The organism is Flavobacterium sp. (assembly GCF_965657075.1).
GTDB lineage: Bacteria > Bacteroidota > Bacteroidia > Flavobacteriales > Flavobacteriaceae > Flavobacterium.
Genome location: NZ_CBFHMV010000002.1, coordinates 50,085 through 73,446, shown reverse-complemented (window position 1 = coordinate 73,446; position 23,362 = coordinate 50,085). Strand labels below are relative to the sequence as shown.

12 protein-coding genes are annotated in these 23,362 nt (G+C 32.5%); all 12 read right to left on the bottom strand.

Going from position 1 to position 23,362, the window contains the following annotated elements; genetic code table 11:
• Positions 1-66: 66 nt before the first annotated feature.
• Positions 67-1,707, bottom strand: a complete 1,641-nt coding sequence (locus ACTF56_RS01815; RefSeq protein WP_438965197.1) for a family 16 glycosylhydrolase — start codon at positions 1,705-1,707, stop codon at positions 67-69.
• 100 nt (positions 1,708-1,807) lie between these two features.
• On the bottom strand, positions 1,808-3,349 hold the full coding sequence (locus tag ACTF56_RS01810; RefSeq protein WP_438965196.1) for a hypothetical protein: 1,542 nt from the start codon (positions 3,347-3,349) through the stop codon (positions 1,808-1,810).
• 15 nt (positions 3,350-3,364) lie between these two features.
• On the bottom strand, positions 3,365-4,840 hold the full coding sequence (locus tag ACTF56_RS01805; protein ID WP_438965195.1) for a RagB/SusD family nutrient uptake outer membrane protein: 1,476 nt from the start codon (positions 4,838-4,840) through the stop codon (positions 3,365-3,367).
• 12 nt (positions 4,841-4,852) lie between these two features.
• Complete coding sequence (locus ACTF56_RS01800) at positions 4,853-7,906, bottom strand: SusC/RagA family TonB-linked outer membrane protein (protein WP_438965194.1); 3,054 nt, start codon at positions 7,904-7,906, stop codon at positions 4,853-4,855.
• Positions 7,907-8,271: 365 nt separating this feature from the next.
• The gene (locus tag ACTF56_RS01795) at positions 8,272-9,192 is read right to left on the bottom strand and encodes a glycosyl hydrolase family 17 protein (protein WP_438965193.1); all 921 of its coding nucleotides are present in this window, start codon (positions 9,190-9,192) and stop codon (positions 8,272-8,274) included.
• A complete protein-coding gene (locus ACTF56_RS01790) occupies positions 9,182-11,554 on the bottom strand; it encodes an MFS transporter (RefSeq protein ID WP_438965192.1) in 2,373 nt (790 codons plus the stop codon). Before ACTF56_RS01790 ends, ACTF56_RS01795 begins: the two co-directional genes overlap by 11 nt.
• 16 nt (positions 11,555-11,570) lie before the next feature.
• A complete protein-coding gene (locus ACTF56_RS01785; protein WP_438965191.1) occupies positions 11,571-13,058 on the bottom strand; it encodes a glycoside hydrolase family 30 protein in 1,488 nt (495 codons plus the stop codon).
• A gap of 4 nt (positions 13,059-13,062) precedes the next feature.
• Positions 13,063-14,343 (bottom strand): glycosyl hydrolase family 17 protein, encoded by a 1,281-nt coding sequence (locus ACTF56_RS01780; RefSeq protein ID WP_438965190.1) that lies wholly within the window; start codon positions 14,341-14,343, stop codon positions 13,063-13,065.
• A gap of 2 nt (positions 14,344-14,345) precedes the next feature.
• Positions 14,346-17,816, bottom strand: coding sequence for a hypothetical protein (locus ACTF56_RS01775; RefSeq protein ID WP_438965189.1), 3,471 nt, complete (start codon positions 17,814-17,816; stop codon positions 14,346-14,348).
• Positions 17,817-17,913: 97 nt separating this feature from the next.
• The gene (locus tag ACTF56_RS01770; protein WP_438965188.1) at positions 17,914-18,726 is read right to left on the bottom strand and encodes a glycoside hydrolase family 16 protein; all 813 of its coding nucleotides are present in this window, start codon (positions 18,724-18,726) and stop codon (positions 17,914-17,916) included.
• Positions 18,727-18,740: 14 nt separating this feature from the next.
• The gene (locus tag ACTF56_RS01765) at positions 18,741-20,177 is read right to left on the bottom strand and encodes an Ig-like domain-containing protein (protein WP_438965187.1); all 1,437 of its coding nucleotides are present in this window, start codon (positions 20,175-20,177) and stop codon (positions 18,741-18,743) included.
• 18 nt (positions 20,178-20,195) lie between these two features.
• Positions 20,196-23,330 carry a glycoside hydrolase family 2 TIM barrel-domain containing protein gene (locus tag ACTF56_RS01760; RefSeq protein ID WP_438965186.1) on the bottom strand — a complete coding sequence of 1,045 codons (3,135 nt, stop codon included), beginning with the start codon at positions 23,328-23,330 and terminating at the stop codon, positions 20,196-20,198.
• Positions 23,331-23,362: the final 32 nt, after the last annotated feature.

Below are 23,362 nucleotides of genomic sequence, written 5' to 3'. Positions count from 1 at the left end.
TTGAAAAAGAACGATTCCATACTGTAAAAAATATGGAATCGTTATTAATAAATATAATTAATGATACTATTGGTAAACTCTCACGTAATCTATTTCCATATTAGACTGAGTAAATGCAGGATCTATTGCTCCTCCAAATGTTCCTCCCATAGCTACATTTAAAATTAAAAAGAAATCACTATTAAAAGGCAATGAATTATTATTTGCAACTGAATGATATAAAGTACCGTCTACAAAAATTTGTACCGAAGTTGGACTCCAAATTGCCGAATAAATATGAAATTCAGAACTGGCATTTGAAATGGTTGTTGTTGCAGTATTTCCTCCACCTGGTGAAACTCCTGGATAATGTAGCGTACCATGAATTACATTAGGTTCGTTACCTTTGTGCTCCATTATATCAATTTCACCACAAGCAGGCCATGTGTTTGTTGCATAATTTTCGCCTAACATCCAAATGGCTGGCCAAGTTCCACCTCCAACAGGAAGTTTTGCACGAACTTCTACTTTTCCGTAAGTAAATTCAAATTTATTTTCAGATTTTAATCTTGCTGAAGTATATTCAGAACCTGATTTAATTAAATTTATTTTTAAAGTTCCAGCTGAAACTGATGCGTTAGTTGCATTGTTCGTATAAGTTTGAACTTCTTGGTTTCCCCAACCACCTGCACCTAAATCATAACCCCATTTAGTTGCATCTGGTGGACCATCTACATCAAATTCATCAGACCAAACTAAGTTAGTGTAATCTACAGCAGGATTTTGAACTGGTGGCGAAGTTGAAAAAATATGGTACCACGCTAAGGCAGGGTTTCCTCCCATTACAGCTCTTACAACCATTCTGTTGTCCGTAATTGATAAAATTTCATAAGAAGATTGACCTATGTAATATCCCATAAATCCATTGTCAGAGAAATTCAACATAGTTCCTCTAGTTTGACCCGGCACATTATTAGCAGCTACTACAGATTCGGATGGACTTAGTATCACTGTTTTTTGACCAGAAGTGTCGTATGGATAACAAAAATCATAACCTGCGGTTCCACCTACTACCGATTGAAAATCAGCATTAAAAAAGGTACTGCCTCCGTTATCTAATTCATATTTCAATTGATTACCAACCAATGAAAAAATTAATTCATTATCATATAAACAACTACTTTCAGATGAAGCTGCTTTTTCAAAAGGTGATGCTTGATAATAGTTAGCGTAATAATTTAATAATTCATTATTATCATTTTGACCAACTCCCAAATGTCCCGGTTCAGCTGCTGCCCAATACCATGTTTTAGTTGAACCACCAGTTAAAAAATTAACAGCTTCGTTATCTTCAAACAAACTAAAAACATCTAAGTTGATAGTTGCTGTAGAAGATACACCTGCTGTACCTGATGCGATAACAGTAACTGTGTAGTTATTTATTCCTGGAGTTGCAAAACGCTTTGTTACAGTACCGCTTGGAACAGTAGATTCGGTACCATCACTAAAAATAAATTTATAAGATATAGCATTATCTGCAGTAGCTACAAAATCTACTTTTCCCGATCCATCACCATTAGGCAATGCTGTTGTAACACCTTGTATGGTGTAATTGATTTGTACATTTAAAGGTGATTTTATATCACCAAATGTTTCTAAATCAGATTGACAACTATTTAAAGCAAATATAATTGCTAAGACTGTTAGTAAACTTTTAATATTTTTCATATGTAACTTTTTATTATTTTTAAGGTCATTTGAAATCAATTTCGAGACAGAATTTACTGAAGTAAAATTGTTTTTAATTGTGATTTCTTAACTCTATTTTTTAATTAGATTGGATTATATCATCAAAATAATATGATGCTCCAGTTCCTCCATTTCCAAAATCGAAGAAAACTACTAGTCTTTGAAAATTACTTGCATTATCAATACCTGTAAAATCAAAAGTTATTTCTTGCCAACCATTTGCCAATGTAACTGTAGCATCTCTTTCTATATTGATGTTTGAATTAGCTAAATTTTCCAATTTCATTTTAACAGTTATACCAGCTTGAGGTGACCAAACTTTCATTTTGATTTTTTGCATAGTAGCAAAGTTAATTGGTGCGCCAAGTTCAAGAAATGAACCTGCCCAAACCTCTGAACCATTTCCTTTAACCAATTGCCCTACATTAGAAGAAGTGTTAATTCCACCATTATTAGGATTGGTAACTTTTGAACTATTTGCTCCACCAAAATTAGTAAAAGAATAAGTCAATACAGTAGATTCAAAATTTAATGGTAATTGTAAAATAGGTGCTCCACTTGTTAGTTGAACATCATCATAGTAATAATTACTTCCTGTTCCTGCATTACCAAAATCGTAAAATAATACTACTTTTTGATAATTGTTTGCCGAAACAACTCCGGTGAAATCAAAAATTAATTCTTCCCAAGCGTTTGCCACAGTTGTTGTAGCGTCAACCTCTAAAAAGACATTAGCGTTAGCACTATTTTCTAACTTCATTCTGATTGTTTTTCCTGCAGCAGGTGACCAAGATTTTATTTTAATTTTTTGAAGCGTTGTAAAATCGATAGGCTCACCTAATTCAATGAAAGAACCAGCCCAAACTTCTGAACCATTTCCTTTAACTAAATTAGCTACTTTTGAACTTCCGTTTGCAGCTGACACATCCGGATTATTGATGACTGATGTTGATGCACCACCAAAATTAACAAAAGCGTAATTTAAAGTGGAAGATTCAAAATCTAATGGTAATAATACAGGATTAGTAATTGTAATTGTTTGTGTAGTTTCTGCAAAAGCTGCACCACCACTTAAAGCAACAACTTTTACATCATAAGTCCCAACCGCAGCGTAACTGTGTGTAACTTCATCACCTTCATTAAAATCTATAGGTAATTGTGCAGGATCTTCACCAAAATATACTTGAAAATACGTTTCTAAATCAGCCGTTGCACTAACACTTATAGCTTGATTATTACCAGCTACAGGATTAATAGTAACTTGTAAATTTGTAGGTTGTAAAAAAGAAACGGTAAGCATTTCAGTAATTTCTGACTTTTCACCGTTGATAGCCATTCCAACAATTTTTACAGGAAAAGTACCTTCTGTATAAACATGAGTAGCTGATTGACCTGGACTAATAGTAGTACTTTCATTGGAAGCGTCTCCATAAAAAACTTCCAATTGAGTCAAACCCTCACCTTTGGGAGTTATTGTTACAAGCCCTGAATTGTCTTGTTTAATTGTAAATAATGCTGATAAATTTGTTGGCGCTTGAAGGCCTTCAATATTTATCAAATCATTTTCTGAAGTACATCCAAAAAAGATGGATATAAGTACTAGATAAACTATTTTTTTCATTTTTTGCGATTTTTTTTAATAATTAGGGTTTTGTTGCCAGTTTCCATTAGAAAATTGAATTTCTTCAAATGGAACAGGAAATAAATTATGTTTACCTTCAATAAAACCAGGAATTTTTGATGCAGCTTGACCTGTTCTAACCAAATCAAAGAAACGATGTCCTTCTCCAACTAACTCAAAGTTACGTTCAGCCAAAATGAAATCCGTTAATGCAGGACCAGAAGCATTAACATCGTGGTTTAAATCTCCAAAAGCTCTTCTTCGCACCAAGTTTAAGTAAGTTCTTGCTTTTTCATCATTGATTCCACCTCTATTGTATGCTTCAGCAGCCATTAACAACACATCAGCATAACGAATAGCTCTGTAATTGTTTGGGTTGGTAAGGTTTTGATCTCCAATATTTGAATCTCCTTGTCTAGCAATGTATTTTCTATTGTAAAAACCTGTATGCTTATATCCAGTTCCATAAGTTGCATTATTTGCAGCTGCCCAAGTTACGATATTTAGGATGGCAACATCTCTTCGGTTATCTCCTGCCTCAAACGAGTTATAAACAGCTTGAGTAGGTACATTGAAACTAAAACCAGAATCGAAAAAAGGACCTGAATAGTTACGAATTCCGTTGAAACCAACTGCTACATTTCCTTCACTACATTGAAGACAACCAAAACCAGCACCTTCTGCATCAGTATATTGTACTTCAAAAACCGATTCTGGACCATTTTCTCCACTGTTTTCAAAAATAGTATTGTAGTTTGAAACTAAAGAATAATTAGCATCTAATATTAAATCTTCAAAAACCAAAGAAGCTGGTACAAATTTATTTTGATATAGATAAGCTTTACCTAATAAGGCTTGAGCTGCACCTTTAGTTGCTCTACCTGCTTGTGAAGGCATTGGACTTAAATTAGCTACTGCAAACTGCAAGTCAGCTTCAATTGAAGCATAAACGTCTGCTACAGATGAACGCGGAATTGATTGTTCATCACCAATTTTAAAACGTTCATCATTTTTAATTGGAATAGGACCAAACCATTTAACTAACTCAAAGTTATAATAAGCCTTTAAAAATCTTGCTTCAGCGATAACTTGATTTTTGTTAGGAAAATCGGTTTTATCTTTAAATTCAAGAATATAACTTGCTCTGTTAACACCAGCAAACATCCAATTCCAAATATCTTTTAAATTAGAATTTACAGGAGTATGAATCATTTCATCTACTTGTTGAAATCCGATTACATCGTTAGCGCTTTCACCACCAGACAAAGTATTATCTGATGCAATTTCGCCTAACATTACATTTACGTATGAGGATTGCAACAAATCGTAAGCCGCAATTAACGCTCGGTTATAATCATCTTCTGAGTTGAAAAAATTCTCAGAATCAATAGAATAAGGTGGGTTTTCATTTACAAACTCATCTGAACAAGAAATAGTAACAGTGGTAAGTACTAGCACTATTAAAAATGTTATAATACTATATTTTTTCATTTTCTTTTAATTTTAAAAATTAACATTTAAACCTAACATATACGTTCTTGGTGTTGGATAAAATCCGTAATCAATACCACCACTAATTGGATCACCACTATTTGCAGCTGGGTCATAACCTTTGTAATTTGTAAAGGTATAAACATTATTAGCTGATGCATATAATCTTACTTTTGATAAGCCAATAGTTTTAATATATTTTAATGGTAAAGAGTATCCAATTTGAATGTTTTGGATTCTTAAGAACGAAGCATCTTCTACAAAATAATCTGAAAACAAATTATTTGCTGAAGGACCTGCAGTTACTCTTGGTACTTCGTTACTAGTTCCTTCTCCTGTCCATCTTCCTAAAACATAATTAAGTTTATTTAATTTATTTTCTGTTCTTTCGTAATTACGAATCATTTCGTTACCCACAGAAGCATAAGAATAAGCTACAAAATCAAAGTTTTTATAATTTAAATTCAGGTTGAAACCCAACGTATAATCTGCGATTGGATCACCAATGTAAGTTCTATCATCAACATCGATTTTACCATCGCCATTCACATCCTTAAAACGAATATCACCAGGAACAGCTACGGCACCTAAAGCTTCTTGAGAAGGATGTGCGTTTACTTCGGCTTGATTTTGAAAAATTCCATCTGTTTGATATCCATAAAATACGCCCATAGTTTGTCCCACTTCCATACGAGTTGGAGCTAATTGTCCAACACCAAATGCACCACCTTCAATGAAACCAGTAGAATTTTTAACTTCTGTAACTTTATTATTGATGGTTGTTATATTGAAGCCTAAACTATAATTGAATTCTTTTATATTGTTTTTATAATTTAATTCTAATTCAAAACCCGAGTTTTTAACTGTACCAGCATTAATAGTTGGAGTTCCTGACCCAGGAGCATTTCCACCATTTATTCCAGAAATTGGAGTTCCGGAAATTAACAAATCGTTTCTAGTATTGTTAAAATAGTCCGCTGTGATTTCCAATTTACTATTGAACATTTTTGCATCAATACCTACATCTAATTTTGTATCTGATTCCCATTTAACGGCCGTATTAGGTAAAACACCAATTGCTACACCATTAACTAAAGTGTTATCAAAAACATAGGTAGCTTCACCTGATAAGACAGATCTGAATCTATCATTTCCTATGGCATCATTTCCTAAAGTTCCGTAACTACCTCTTAATTTTAAGAAATTAACTTTACTTTCTTTATTAAAAAATTCCTCATCAGAAATAATCCAACCTCCTAAAACAGATTTAAAAAACGCTACACTATTATCAGGTCCAAATCTTGAAGATTGATCTCTTCTTAATATTAAAGAAAGTAAGTATTTCCCTTTATAATCATAATCTATATTTCCAAAAAGTGAAGGTCTTTTGTAAGGAGTTGCTTTATAGGAACCCACAGTTAAAACACCTTCTGGAGGTGCACCAGTTGCTAATGCAATATCAGCAAAATTCCAAGAGTTGTAAGGAACATCATAACCTGTAGCAAATAAACCTTCAGCATTTTCTTCGTATAGAGTTCCTCCTAATGATACTTTCAATTTATGATCTTCAAAAAGTCTTTTTTCGTATTCAGCAAATGCATCAAAAGTATAGTTATTGAATTTTTGAGTATTTTGAGAAACTGTACTTCTATCTACATTGTTAAATACCTTACCTTGTCCGTAATTAACCAACATACTGAAAGATTTTCCAACACTGTTTCCTCTTTCAAAACCGTATCTTGTTGTCAGTTTCAAATCTTTATAAACCTGATAATCAAGACTTATAGAACCGTTTAATTTTTCTAAATTATAACTGTTGTACGTATTGTTAATTTGTGCTAAAGGGTTGATTACTTCATTTCCAAAACCTGGTGTATCTGGAACTAAGGTAAAATTACCGTTAGCATCGTATGGAGATAAAGTGGAAGGAGTATTTATAGCATTAAATAAAACAGAACCTAAACCACCTTCATTTAAACCTTGACGATTGAAATCTGTGTAAATTAAATTAGTTTTTAATTTCATTTTATCATTGATATCTACACCAACCGATATTCTGGCAGTACCTCTATCAAAACCTGATTTTTCAAGTCCTACAATACCATCTTGTTTTAATTTTGAAGCACTAAAACTATAAGTAATTGTTTCAGAACCACCAGAAACAGCAATATCATTATTAATGATTGGAGCTTTTTCAAAAACTTCATCTTGCCAATTAGTTCCTTTACCAATTCCTGCCACTGATGAATAAGGAAGGGTTAAACCCGCATTTGCATAACTTTCATTTAACAACAAAGCATATTCTTGTGCATTTAGTAAGTCTAATTTTCTAGTAGTCTCTTGAAAACCAGTATAAGTGTTAAATGAGAATTGCGTCTTTGTATTTTTTTTACCTTGTTTAGTTGTTACTAAAATAACTCCATTGGCACCTTTAGCACCATAAACTGCAGCTTGAGCATCTTTTAAGATGGTATATGATTCGATATCTGATGGATTTAATAAATCCATATTTCCTTGATAACCATCAATTAACACTAAAGGTCCATTATCACCGTTAGAGGCTATACCTCTTATTCGAATGTTTAGACCTGCACCGGGAGCACCTGAACCAGATGAAACATATACCCCTGAAACTGTACCTTGTAAAGCTTGTTCTGCTTTAATAGGTCTTAAATCTTCAATTGTTTTGCTTGATACTACTGAAATAGAACCTGTTACATCTTTTTTGTCTTTGGTACTGTATCCAATTAATACAATATCTTTAAGAGCTTCAACATTTTCTATTAATGAAATAGTTACTACTTCAGAAGTAGTTATGACCTTTTTAAAATCATTGTACCCTAAATACCTAAAGGTTACTGTTGAACCAGCAGGATTGTTAGAAATTTTAAAGTTACCGTCAAAATCTGTGGTAACTCCATTCTTAGTTTCAGAATTAATAATATTAACTCCTAAAAGTACTTCACCTGTTTTTGAATCTACAACTTTTCCGGATAACTCATAATTTTGAGCAAATCCAAAAAATGAAAAGAGTAAAAATGTGAATACAAAAATGTTTGATTTCATATATACTAAATTTATTTTGTTTGTTGATTTAATTAATTGTTTAAATCTTGTAATGGTTAGTTATTAAAGTTGAAATTTATAAAAAGATTCTAATTTTAAATGATTTTCAACCACAACAAAAAACATACATGTATTAATTGCTGCTTTATGGGATATAATGCCTATAAATATGGTTATAAATGTAAATTACATTAAATTTAAAAACCGAATGTGTTGTGCCAATGTATAGTTTTCATTAGAATATTTTTTAATAAATTATCAATCATAATAAGTCAATAATCCATATTTGTAAATAGCTATTCTGGTTTTCACGAAAACGATATAGTTAAATTAATAAAATGTTAAATATAATATGAGATAAACCTCTAGAATTTTAATTTTTCATTTTTATCCCAAATTCCCCAATACGCACCAACAGTTCCTTCAGCACCAACTTTCCATGATTCATCAAAAGAAGAAAAATAAAATATGTCAATATTTTCATCTTTAGACCATAGCTGAGCATTTATAAAATATTTCATCGCATTTTCATAAGCTGGATGAGCATCTTTGAAACTTTCACCGTTACTTGGCCAACCTGTTTCGGTTATAATTACTTTTTTACCATTTGCTACACTTCTTGCTTGATGATACATGCTCTTCATATGAGCTAAAGAATAATCAATAGTACTTCCTTCCCAATAAGGATAACAATTGGTAAGAATAACATCACAAGCTGCTGTAATTCTTGGCTTTATAGTAAATTCATAATAAGCATCAACATAACCCACAGGAATATTGGAAGGAATATCATTTTTAACTTGAGTAATAAAATCTAGTAATTCGTCTTCCGACAAATCATTTCGATACATAACTTCATTTCCAACAGCAGCAATGTCAACATAACCTTGGTTGGCCAATTTAATTAAACCTTCAATTTCTTTTTTATTAACTTCATCGTCGTTTCCTAACCAAGCACCTACAAGAGTTTTAATTCCATATTCTCTTGCTATAATAGGAATAAATTCGTTTCCTTCAGTACATGAAAAAGAACGCACCCATTTTGTATAAGGCGCAATAATTTTCATACGTCTTCTAACTTGCTCTTCCGAAATAATGTCTCCAGGTTTTTGTCCATCTTCGTACAAACTGAAACAAAGTCCGTGCATGCCTTTTTTTAAAACATCACTAAATAAAATTTCAATTTCATCTGAAGTTTTTTCAGTAAAATCTAAACCAATACCAAAATCTGGATTTGAATAATCTACAGTATCTAGGTAATCTATATAATCCTTTCTAAATGACATATGTAGCGCTTGAATGTTTGAATTTTAATTTTTCATTTTTGTCCCATATTCCCCAAGCTGTTCCCACTGTTCCTTCTTGTTTTACTTTCCAAGATTCATCAAATGAAGAAAAATAGAACAATTCTGTATTAGTTATTTTAGCCCAATCTTGGGTTGCTACAAAATATTTCATAGCATTAAGTTCAGAAGGTTGTGCATCACCTACACTTTGACCTTTGCTTGGCCATCCCGTTTCTGAAATGATTATTTTTTTACCATTAGCTGCGTTTTGTGTCAATTCCATCATTATTTTCAGATAAGAAATAGCAAATTCAATGTTTGCACCTTCCCAAAATGGATAAAAATTAACTAAAAGAACATCACACGCAGCAACTAGATTTGGTCGCTCTAAAAATTGATAATAAGCGTCAACATAACTGACTTTGATGTTTGGAACTGCATTTTTTACTCTATTCATATAGTTTATGAGCTCCTGTTCAGAAATTTCATTACGATGAAGTACTTCATTTCCAACAGCTGCGATATCAACTAAACCTGCTTTTGCTAATTTTATTAAAGATTTGATTTCTTTTTCGTTTCGGATTTTATCATCACTAATCCAAGCACCAACTATGGTTTTAAGTCCTTTTTTATGGGCTATTTCAGGAATTAATTCGTTTCCTTCAGTACAAGAAAAAGAGCGTATCCAATGCGTGTGAGGAGTTATAATATCCAATCGTCTTTTAATTTGATCTTCCGACAAAATATCGCCTGCTTGTTGTCCTTCGACATAAGGACTAAAACATAGGCCATGCAGACCGTTGTTTAAAATGTTAGTATATTGTTCCTTGATTTCTAGTTCATTTGTAGTGCCAAAATTAGTGCCTTCAATAGAATTGATAACAGAATTATTGTTTAGTAATGATTTTAATTTTCCTTTTAAATAAGAAGAAGATTGATTGCCATTTATTTTTTTTCTGTCAGCAAGTTCAGCACTTATTTGCAATGCTTTTTCTTCTGTTAAATCGTAATTACGCATGATGTACATAGCACCAAGAGTACCTAATATTGGTAATCCAGAGAAAAATATTCTTAAACCCGTAATAGATTCAGGAGAATTTACAGCATCAGGTACAAAACCAACAAGATACATAATAAGCGGTGTAAGACCACCCGCAATAGCAAAACCGAATTTTACCATCCACCAGTAAATTGCTCCAAAAATTCCTTCTCTTCTTTTACCATTGGTTAATTCATCTAAATCGCAAATATCAGCTGTCATAGACATCATAAGTGTAAACAAACTTCCTATACCAAAAGAGAAAAATGGTAGAGCGAATAAAAATAAGTAAGGCTTACCGGGAACAAATAAGAACCAAAGTAAGATGTATCCAAATATCGAGATACCTTGAGAAACTAGAAAAGCTTTTTTCTTACCTAATACTTTAGATAATTTAGCTACAATTGGTATGACTAAAAAAGTAGTACAAAGTGCTCCAATACAACCAAATAAAGTAGGCCAAACTCCAGCAGAGCCAGTATCACCATTAAATAAATAATAAACAACAATGAAAAATGAAAATCCAGCAATTGTGTTAAAAGCATTAAAAATTAAAAAAGTAGAATAACAAAGTTTTTTAAAAGCTTTAATCTTGAAAGCTTCTTTAAATCCATCAATGATCTGTGTAAAGCTTGCTCCAATATTTTTTAATGTAAGTGGTGTTAAACTATCATCATCTTTAGTTGATTTACTCTTTATAAAAAAAGCTGGAATCATAGCTAAAATTGCACAGATTACACCAACCCAAATGGCTAAAGTTCTTGTTGCTACATCTGCACCACCTTCAAACCAGGTTGGATCGTACATAATCACCCAAAACCATGGAGCAATTACCCATGCCCACTGCCCAATCCATTGAGCTACAGCCATAATATTGGTTCTTTCATGAAAATCATCACTCATTTCGTAGCCCATAGCCACGTAAGGAACACTGAAAATTGTTAATCCTAAATAGAAGACCAATGACCATAAAAGGAAATATGTGAAATTGTAATTAATTCCATTTTCTTTGTAAAGTTGCCACATTAAAACGAAAGAAATACCCATAATTATAGCCCCTAAAAAAACATAATGTCTTCGTCTTCCCCAAACAGATTTTGTATTATCAGAAATAAAACCCATGATTGGATCAGTCACAGAATCAAAAACTCTAGGTAAAAAGAACAATACAGCCCACATCCATCTTGGAAAACCTAAATTTTGAACCAAAACCACCATAAATATTCCCAAGGCTGCTGGAAACATTTGGTTGGCTAACATACCTAATCCAAATGCAATTTTTTGCCCTATGGGTACTTTCGATTTTGAAGTAATATTTGACATATTTTAAATTTATTAATTATTTTATTACAACTGTTTGCAAAGCTTTTGCTGGAATTGTAATGCTACTTTTTTTGTTATTTAGCTTTATTTCTATCGAATAATTGGTTTCTGTTGGATTGAAAATAGCTACGGCAATACTTCCATCAGGATTTTGTACTGCTGTTGAAACTACCACGTTAGAACTTATTTTACAGCCAATTTTAACAGCACCTGGTCTCATAAATTTGCTAAAATGAGCCATAGTGTAATATAAAGGAGTGAAATATACTTCGTCTTTTTCAGCATCTACAATTACGGGAGCAACACACCAATTTTTGAACCAATTAGGTCCTCCTTGTCGGTCTAAAACCATGTTCCAATCGATCCAACCATCAACATGATTGTTTAAACAACCTATGATGTCATTGGCGTAGCGATTAACTGGAGCGTATTTTGGGTGTAAATATTTGTCTTGTTCACTTGCCCAATCCCAACCCCAATCGGTGGCTTCTTTTTTCCAATACCAAGCATCGTCTTTCCAATGTGGAATTTCCGAATCGATACAACCTTCAGTTTCAATTAAATATTTGTTGGGTGCTTTTTTATGAGCATACTGCAAATCTTCAGGAAAAACTTCATATGTACTTTCATACCAATGAATGGCCATTCCTGCAAAGTATTTTGATGCTTGTTCATCTCTATACATTTCATCAGCCCATTCTTTGATTCCAGCACGATTTTGGTCATAACCTAAAATTTTAGTATTTCCCCAACCGTCTTTTTCTAATTTTGGTCCTAAATGATTTTGAACAAAATCAGTCATTTCTTTTGGCGAAAAATGGGTGCTTTCCCAATTGTTTCCATTTCCATGAGGTTCATTGATTACGGTAACTCCCCAAATATCAATACCTTCTTTTTTGTAAGCGTCTAAATATTTGGAAAAATACAGTGCAAAAACATCATTGTATTCGGGCAATAATTTTCCTCCCACATAATTTTTGTTATCCTTCATCCAAGGTGGACAAGACCAAGGGGAAGAAATGATTTTAAATCCCTCTTTTGAAATAGCTTTTGCTTGTAAAATCATCGGAATTAAATCGTCTTTATCATCTTCAATTGTAAAGTTTTCTAAAGTCATGTCATTTTCAACTTTAGCATAGGTGTAATTGTTCAATGAAAAATCACATGAAGCTATATGTGTTCTGGTTAAGGAGTAATTGGCTCCTTCTTCACTAAAATAAGCTTCCAATACTTTTTTCCGGTTTTCTTCACTCAAACGATTGAGTAATGAGGCCGAAGCTTCCGTAAAAGAACCTCCAAAACCAGTAATGGTTTGAAACTTTTCATTTGGATTTAAATCAATAGTAATTAGACTGTCTGCTTTTGAAAATTCTGTAATTTTTTGCAGTGAATTTCCATTGGCAGAAGTTTCATAAACTTCTAGGGCAAAAGTCTCATTTTTTTTATCACAATTGATCATTGTCAAAATTAAAAAGGTAAAAAGTGTTTTTTTTATGTATTTCATAATTTTATTGTGTTGGTGGCACTAGAACATTTTTCATCAATTCTTCCTTATTTCCACCATACGTTTTAGAAATAGGGTTTTTATTTCGCTTTAGTTTTTCAAATACTTTTGAATCAACAATATTCCATAAAGCATATTTTGCATTTCCTTCAACAGTAAAAATTCCGAAATGATTTTCTGAACCTGCTGGGTTTCCACCGTCTTTCCATGGCTCATCAAAAGCTTCAAAAAAGAAACATGAAATTCCCTCTTTGTTGGTCCAATCTCTCATGCTGTTGTAAAAAAGAGCTTGTTTGTATTCATCTGAAGCTTTAGAACCGTCATTACCATAAAACCCATCAGAACTTGATGCCCAACCCGTTTCACCAATATGAACAGGCTTACTAGGATTGATACTTTTTACATAGTTTTTAACCGTATTATATTGCGTTTTTGCAAATTCCAATGAACGATTCATAGCTGCATTTACTTTTTCAATATCTGAAAGGGAACTTTCTTCTGTTGGTGTTTTCCAAAAAGCTGGATTATAATGTGAATTATGATAAGGATAAGTATGCATGGAAACGTAGTCAACAGCATTAATTAGAGCTTCTAAATCTTGAGTTTTATAACTGTCATCTGCTCCACCCCATGAGGCAAAATCATCGGAAGAAGTAATCCATAAATCTTGGTTTAATTTTCCTTCTTTTTTCAAATTTTGCAAATGATTAACCCATTTTAAAATCACATTAGGTTGTACATAATAACTGGTTGCCCATTTTACCATAGCTTCATTGCCAACAGCTATAACCTTAACAATATCAGGATATTTATTTGCTAATCGAGTTGCTTCATCGATTTCTATGGCATTTCTCTTACTTTCTTCCTCATGATTGGGTTCTAAATTGGTCCACGCATTTTTGCAATCTATCCAAGCACCTAACATTACATACATTTCAAAGTTTGGATTATCCTTTTTTAATTCAGAAATCGCAATTAAAACGTTTGAGGCATGTGCTAAATGAACGTTGTAGGTACGAATAACTTTAATATTCATAGCTGATAAAATCAGTAAATCTTCTTTTAATTGTGCTATTGAAGGTTGAATATCTCGTGAATTTTTTCGATAACCACCGTAACAGATGGCTTGATAATTTGGATTTCCTAAAATGTCTTTTGCAGTCACTATTTTGGGTTTTGAAGAATTTGTTTTTGTAACATCTTTACAAGAAAAAAAGGTCAATGTCAACAGCAAAAAAGCAATTGATTTTTTAATTTGATGGAATGTAAAGACTATATTTATCATTGTTATTTCAACTCGTTTTCTAAAATATGTACTTCAATATGATTGATTGTTCCTGTTCGTCCAAATACATGTTTGCTGGTTTCCAAATCTAATTGTAAACTTTCTGATTTTGTACTTGTTCCATCATTAAAATGAACTTCTATCGCTTTTTGGTTGGCAATTTTATAAATCACAGGAATTTGACAATACGTAAATGCCAGTGAATTTTCTGCTAATGTTATTGATTTATGTTGAAAGTCAATCGCTATGTAATTAAAGGATTTAGATTCTTTTAAAAACTCATTTTTACGTAACAAACATGGATTAAATACCAAACATCCATTTTTAACAAAAACACCTAACTCGCCAAAACGACTTAAAATATCTTCTTTTACCTGACCTGTCATTCCTGGTTGTTGAGCTCCTTTTCCTGCGGGTGTATGCGAATAAGCATCGGTTGGAAATGCACCGTATAAAGCTGGTGATTTATGTACTCCTATACCTTCGTTAATTTCATAATAATGCTCTAAAAGTCTTCCAATAACTTCTGGTGATTCGTTTTCTTCTACTGCTTTTACGCAACATTCTAAAACTGCTAATTGCAATTTAGAAACCATGTGCCAATAAATAGAACCTAATCCTTCATAACCATAGAAAGTTCCTGAACGACCTGTAAATCCTTTGTGATTGAATACTTCTTCAAAAATGGCTTCTACTTTTTCAGCTTCTTTTACTATCAAATTTTTATATTCGATGTGTTGTTTTAAATCTTCAAAAGCCTTTTTTAAATTACTGACATTATTGAAATTCCCATTAAAATGAAAATCGCCAACGCTATCTTTTTCAATAACTTGTTTATTATTATTTGCAACTAACAATGAAAGTAATTCTGAATTAGCAACCGCTTCTTTGGCAATTGTGTTTTTCTCTAAAAATTTTGGTAATTGCTTGTTTGGGTAAAGTAAATAACTGTATTGATCTTCTCTAAAAAGTTTACTGTTTTTTAAGCCATCTAAAACTTCTAAAGTCTGTTTTGATGTTAAAAAACCTGAACTTAAAACAGCCACTTGACCTTCTAACATTTCGCTTAAAAAAGACACAGAAACAGCATTCTTATTGTCAACTGACATTAAATTATATGCATGATATAACTTATCTTGTCGTTGGTTGGCTTGAATAGAATGTTCTATAAATTCTAAACTTACTTTGGTGAAAGTTTTTAAACCAGCCATTGAATGCGTTCTTTTTTTACCCCAAAAACCACTGTTGTAAATTTGATAACGATAATCAGAAGCTGCTTTTCCTAATTTATCTAAAATTGCTTTTCTAGATTTATCGTCAATAGAGCCCGAAAGCAAATGTTTGTTTTCTAATAATGTTTCTCTAATATTATGATAGAACTCTACCATTTCATTAGAAATTTTGATGTTCTCTAAAGAAGAACTTTCCAATAATTGATCAAAGAATTTTAAAAATCTTCTCAAATAATAAAGTGTAACCATTGAAACTCCGTTTCCAACTAAAGCGTTGTTGGCATCGTTCCATTCTGGTCGTTGAGTATTTAACCAAATTCCGGCTTCTGGAATAAAATTGGACATTTTAGACAATACAGTTGCCAATATTTTTTCTATGAAATTGACGTGATAAATTTCTTTATCGTTGCTATTTAATAAAGCACCGTCAGCTCCAAGTTCTTTTTTTCTATCATTAATAAGTGCTTCCCATTGATGGTTGTAGCCTATGGTATCTTTAGGATTCTTTAAAATATCTTCATAAGACTTTATGGTATAAGGCACAGCTGCGTAAACGAAACATTCTTTTTCAAAGTACGAATGCAGTTTTCCTGGTTGATGTTTTTCAATAAACTCTAAAAACTTTAACAAATAAATAATTTGATGATCACCCCAATAACCAATATATGACCAAGGATTGTCAGGTTCAATAGTTTCCCAATCAAATCCATCTTTAGTTACTCTGTACGGATTGTATCCATCAAAAGTAGAAGCATTTAGAAACTTGTGAATCATGCTATCAATGAAGTTTGGAAAAGAATGCGCCAAAGCTTCCCAATTTTGGAATATATCTCTCCAATTTCCCTCGTAATCTAATATTTTGGAACCATCAATTTCACTTTGTGTGTTGATGGAAAATTTGTTCCACGGACGACTTGGATCACCGTGTCTTCTACTGAATTTTAAGGGTAAATATTCTAAACACAAGCGTTCAAAATCAACATCATTTTGTAGAAAAGCAAATTCATTTAATTCTTCTAAAGTAAAAATTTCTGGTAATTGACTTAAATTTACAGCATTGTGAACTGCTTTATTTGCTTTCTTAATGTAAAGACTAAAATCTAGTTTTTCAATTTGGTAATTATTATCAAAAATACCACCACGCATGATGTTAAAAAGTGTGTTTGAAAAATGTCTGGTATCTCTTAAATTATCAGCAGTTACTTGTAAAGCGTCAGAAGAAGCGTTTAGTTCAATTAGTTTTTGCGTTCCTAATTCGATATCGTTACGAATATCTTCTGCTAAATTTTTATTATTTATGATGGTTTCTGTAAGAGCAATAATGTCAGAATGATCTTGATTTACATTGGCAACCATCATCCACTGCTCTTGATCCTTAGGATTTAGCTCTATTTCCGTATTTAAAAAATAAGCTCCTTTTTCGCCTTTAATATCATTTTCTGCAGCTAAAGATTTTCCATTTCTAAAATTATTTATCTGAAGAGAAGACACCAAATGTTTTGCATTTTTTAATCCTATTGACCAAACCACATTTGCTTTTAGAGCTTCACTTGGTTCGGCTTTATCCACAATTATAGCACTTAAAGCAAAAATTCCTAATCCGCTTTGCTCATGCAATTCACTTCTTTTGTAAGCATCAACTAAGTTGCTAGTAGCATTTTGTAAATCGCTACTTACTCCGAAAGGCATTATGTTTTGAAGTCCATCCAAAAGTGCAATATTATAAAGCCTATCAGAATCATTTAGTATTTCTGATTTTCTAATAAAACCGAATTTATTGCTTGAATTCCATTCGTACCTAAAAGTAAGTTTTAAGTCTTCATTTATTTCTTCAAAAATAATTTTGTTGCCGTAATAGTTTTTGTAAAGATTTCTGGTAATTTTGAATTTATTGGTAAAACGTTCCGAAAAAGGTTCCCAAACTACAACTTCTTCATTAGTATGGATTTGAAAAATAGTTTTACTTCCAGTAATATCGGCAGATTCCGTAATTTTATCATCAGTATAATAAGGAAAAAGGGCAAATTCTGCATTTTTTCTACCTGCTGATAATCCTCCATTACTTGAAATAAACATCCAATGGTTAGCATCACTTACAATACTCATAAAGAAAGGACGCATAGCATCATTATTAGCTATTTTGTAAAACATTTCTCCGTTCATTGAAACTTTATCCATAGTAACTTCTTTTGCGTTTGATAGAGTTTCTTTAGTAGCTAATTGTGTATGGATTTGGCTCATAAAAATTGTATTCTATTTTTGATTTTATGCATTTAATAACTCAATAGACTTTCGTTTGGAAAGCCTATTAAGTATTTGAAATTATTTGTTTGATTTATTATTGATAAACTCTTACGTAATCTACTAACATCTCTTGTGGAAAAGTAGTATCAGAGTTTGGAGAACCTGGTAAATTGCCACCAACAGCCATGTTTAAAATTAAATAAAATGGTCTGTTAAACACCCACTCTCCGGGTACATCAGCAGGAGTTATTTGATTGTATAAAACATCGTCAACATAATAATTGATGTAGTCTTTATCCCATTCAATACCAAAAACATGAAAATCGGTATCAAATCTACTGTTAGTAAGAGTATATTTTTTAGATATTGATTCTAAAGCAGAATAACCAGGACCATGAACTGTTCCAAAAACCGTGGTTGGATTATTACCTAGATATTCCATAATGTCGATTTCACCAGCTTGAGGCCAAGAAACTTGATCAATATTTGCACCTAACATCCAAAAAGCTGGCCATATTCCTTTGCCCCAAGGCAATTTAATTCTAGCTTCAATACGACCGTATTGTTGTTCAAATTTTCCTTTTGTTAAAATTCTTGCCGAAGTATAAGAAGATCCCATGTAGGCTTCGCTTATTGCAGTAATTTTCAACAAACCATTTTCAACTTTAATATTTTCTGGTCGGTCTGTATAATATTGTTCTTCATCATTACCCCAACCGTTACTTCCAGTACCAATATCGTAGGACCAAAAAGCACTATTTAAAACACCATCTGTGTCAAAATTATCTTCCATTACTAATTTAGTTTTGGTGACTACTGTTTGCTTTTCATCTGTGGTACAACTTATTAAAGTGAAAATATAGGCTACAAGTATTATGGATTTTTTATTTGTTATAAAAGATTTCATGTTTTGGTTTTTAATTAATTATGAAAATAAATGTTATCTACATAAATCACAGAACCATCTCCACCTTCTAAAATAAGTTGAGCAAGATGTGATCTACTAGCTAAATTTGGCATTGCAGAAAAAGGAATATCAATAGATATCCAATTTTGTGATACTACAGCTGTTGGAGTATTGGCTGTAAATGTTGTGGAATGTCTTGTGTCATCTCCACCACCAAAAACACCATCGGCACCAAAATCGACAACTAAAACCCTTAATTGTCTTCCAGGTGCAATTGGTCCAGGAATAAAAGCATCTAAATGAACGTGAGTCATAGCAGTAGCATTTACAGTTGGACTACTAAACTCAATTCCTACAAAATTGAAAATGGTGTAATTCAATATATTATCTACCACTCCATTGTTTGAAACAGAAAAATCGTTGGATACCGTAGTTTGCCATGGTTGCCAATAGCCATTGTAGTAATTTACCGGTACATTATTATAAGCATCAGAAAAGATAGAAATCACATTTGCTGGATTCAAAGTTGGTGTTGGAGCGTGAACAAAAGAACCAACGCAATTTATTGTTAGACTTCCAGCTGTAGCTTCATTTTCAAAAGTTGCTGTTATCACAGCAGTCCCAGCGCTTAATGAAGTTACAAGACCTGTATCATCTACAGTAGCTACAGATGTATCTGAAGAACTAAAATCTAGATATGCTGGACTGATAGTAACTGATTGATTAACACCATTAGGCATATTAAATGTGGCAATTACACCATCAACAGAAGAATTTACACCTACAAAAGTTGTTTCAGAGATGTTGTTTCCATTCATAATGGCTACTTGACCATGAGCAATGGTTCCTAATTTTTCAAACTTTAAATCATCAATCCATACAGAATAAGCCATACCATTTGTACCCTGAGTACCAGCTGCATATCTGAACATACCTCTTTCATTCAATAATTTAGATGCATTTGGAATTGGAATAATGTATTTCTTCCAATTTGTTGCCAAGGTTACATTGGTTAATGTTGTTTGATATTTATTATTCATAAAATCTTCACCAAAACCAAATTCACCAATTGTTACCCCTTGTGACGCTTTTGCCCAAAAAGTAAGTGCGTCATATTCAGTTAAGTTTCTACCAGCACCATCCACTCTAAAAATACCACCAGCATAAGCTCCTTCAGTATCATTATCATTTGGAACATCTATTCTGATAGAAGCATTACTGTTGTAACCTTCTGATCTATCCACAGAAAAGGCTGTGAATTTAGAATCTGCATAAGGAAAATAGAAATCGCTCCCCATAGCAACAAAATCATCAGTAAAAATTTCTGGAGTTTTAGGAAAAGTCGCTAATGTTGCTTCTTCCGACAATTCTCTTTCGCAATTGATATTAATAAACATTAGGAATACTAATAACAATGTCTTTTTCAAATAATTAATTTTTTTATTTTTCATTTTTTTCAATTTTTAAAATTATTTTCCAATATTGATATGAATGTAGGTTCTAATTTCCCATTCTGAACCGTTTGGAAACCCAACTGGACTTAAAACTGGAACTGCTGGGAACGTATTTGGTGGTACTGAAGTTGGTGTATATCTAGGAGAATACTGATCTAGTGAACGCCAAATTCCCATAATACCAATTCTTGTATCTGGTAAAATAAACCAACTTGGTTTTCCAACAGATGTTGATATGTCTAATGATGTTTGTAATGGATATGTTAAGTTGAAATCTCTATGATAATCAAAAGGTCCCCAATCGTTAACTTTAACAGAAGTTACAAATTTAACTTTGTTGTAGATTACTCTAACATCTGCACCTGCTCTATTAATAGTTCTATCTGAATCACCATTTGCTTGTCCGTTACCAAAATAAATATTGGCAATCATTCCTAATTCTGGACTAATTTTAGATACAATTCTGGTGTTAGATTCCCATAAATCTTGTGCTGGAGCAGATCTTTCAAAAGCGAATGAAGTACGATTAGCTAGGAAACCAATAGCAGCATCTTGCGTAGTTGGTAAATGACGGAAAACAAAACCTGAACTTATGGCAAATTTTGCATCTTCAACCATATCATTATTCCATTCGTACATCCACGTTCCTGGTGTTGGATCATAAGTCAATAACAATTCACCTCCAACGGTTTCTCTGTTGGCTCTAACTATAAATGGATCATCTAAAATATTTCTTAATCTTCCAGGTGCATTTACACCGTTGGGCATAGCTTCAACTAAAGGTTTTTGCCATAGAAAGTTTGGAGCAATTTGAAAATTAGTACTGGCATTGTATGTAAAACCAGTTAAAAAATTCATTTGATTACCACTTCCACTATCTTTTAATCTCCAACCTGTAAATGTTTGTACATTATCAGCACCTCCATTAGCTACTAAGCCCATAATGGCACCTTGAGTATAAACATTAAATCTTCCTTTTGAGAAAGTGAATTTTGCTTTACCACCCCAATTATCTTTATTATTTACCTTGTCATCATAAATGTTATAATTTCCTGGAGTTGTTTCTTCAGCAAATTGAAAAACTCTACCGTTTAAAGGTTGTCCTCCCCAAATACCTCCTAATTCTACACCAAAAGCACCTAATTGTGTTTTAAAATGTACCGTTGCACGACGAGTTTTAGGTACTGGAAAAGCAATTGAACTTTGTGCTACTGAAGCATTAGCAATATCCTCATGATATACTGCTGTTGCGTCAAAAATACCTATTTTTTTACTATATTTTAATAAGAAAGCTGGATTAGCACCCCACCAAAGTTGTGGACCAAATGCAGCTTTTAAACCACTTAAACTTCTTTTTCCATCAATTTCAAAACCAGAAGTTTCACCATTATATATATCTAAATTAGGACCATAATTTGCTTCAGGATATAAGGCAAAAAAATCTCCTTCATATCCCCAATGATAATGACCTGTTCTAAAAAAACCTCTTAAATCAAAATCTTTAGCATTCCATGAATAAGAAGCATTATACACTTGCACACGATTATTGTCGTTAAGCGTAACTGGTCCATCTGGTGTATTAACAATTTGAGTTCTAGCTCTGTTCTCGTAAAAAATTTCATTGATTGGATTTTCTGCAACCCTTCCAACAACATTTACATTAACATTAGCCTTCATATTTGGAGCAGGATTTCCTTCTACACCAATATAATAAGACTGCATGTGATCAAAGCCTAATTGATTGGGATAAGTAGTACTTCCTGCAGCAGCATTATCAGGAGTAGTTAATAAACTTCCCCCAGTATTAAAAGTTGTGAACTCAGCTCTTAAATTACTTATTTTTAATATATCGCCTTCACTACCACCTAAAGCTGCTTTGTCTGCTCTAGCTCTTAAAACTGCATCCATAAGATTAATATCATTGAAATAGTTGGCAATTGTTTCAGTTGTAGTTCCTGAATCAAAAGGACTCATACGGTGTACTTCTTTAAGTGCATAATAAGCAGCGCGCGGATATAAATCGTATAAACCTCTAGAATTAGTTGGTCCTTTTGCACAAATACCAAACCATTCCTCATTCATGTTATTTTCTCCAGGTGCTAGATCGATAGCATAACCACCGTTAGACCATGAAGCATTATTATCGTGAACCTCAAGGTTTTTTGTTTGACCAAATTTCCACCAACCATCACTAAATTGAAATGTAAAACCTCCAATTGAATTTTGAGATTTACCTAAACCAGCTGCATTTTCATAGATTTCTTTCCAATTCTCTACCATGTAATAGGCTTGAGATTTTTGATCTTCTTGATTTTGAATGGTATTGAAAGCATCAGCACCAAACTCTGTGAACATCAAAGGCTTGTCAAATTCTTTTTTAACTCTAGTAAATGCATCAGTAAAGGAAGCACCTCTATACATATTAACTCCCAGAATATCAATATCTTTACACTCTTTTGCAATAATATCCAAAAATAATAAATCACCGTTACAAATTGCCATTGGATGTGATTTGTCGATAGCCTTCATTTCTACTATGGCTTTATTGAAGATTTTGTACATGGCTTCAGCACGAACGGTAGATTTTCTATCTTCCATAGGAATATCTTCAGTTTCTGCACCATCCCAAAAAAGACCATAATTATTTTCGTTTCCTAGTAAGAACATTAAGACACCTGGGGTATTTTTATATTCAGTTACCATGTTCTTAACTTCTGACAATAATAATTCTTGTGTTCTTGCATCAGCATAATCTGTATTAGGAACCCAAGAACCGTCGATTGTTAAACCATATCTACCAAACGAATGATTCAACATGGTGTAAATACCGTATTTTTCGTAAATATATTTAATCCATTTTGGAGGAACCCCAGTATATTGTCTGATGGAATTTACGCCCATATTTTTAAGAAGCGCCATTTCTGAATCAAGAGCACTAATAATTAAATCGTCAGATTGTTTCCAAAGACTGTAATTGTAGTTTGTGCCTATTGGAAAATAATCCCAATTCATACCATTGATCATAAAGTCTTTTCCATTAACCTTTAATCTATGACCTGAATTATTACTTTCGATTATTACTTTTTCTGTTTGTGAAAACACAGAAGATGAAAAGCAACAAAAGATGAATATCAAAATAATTTTTCTCATACGTAACATTTGTTTTATTTAGTTAATTTTAT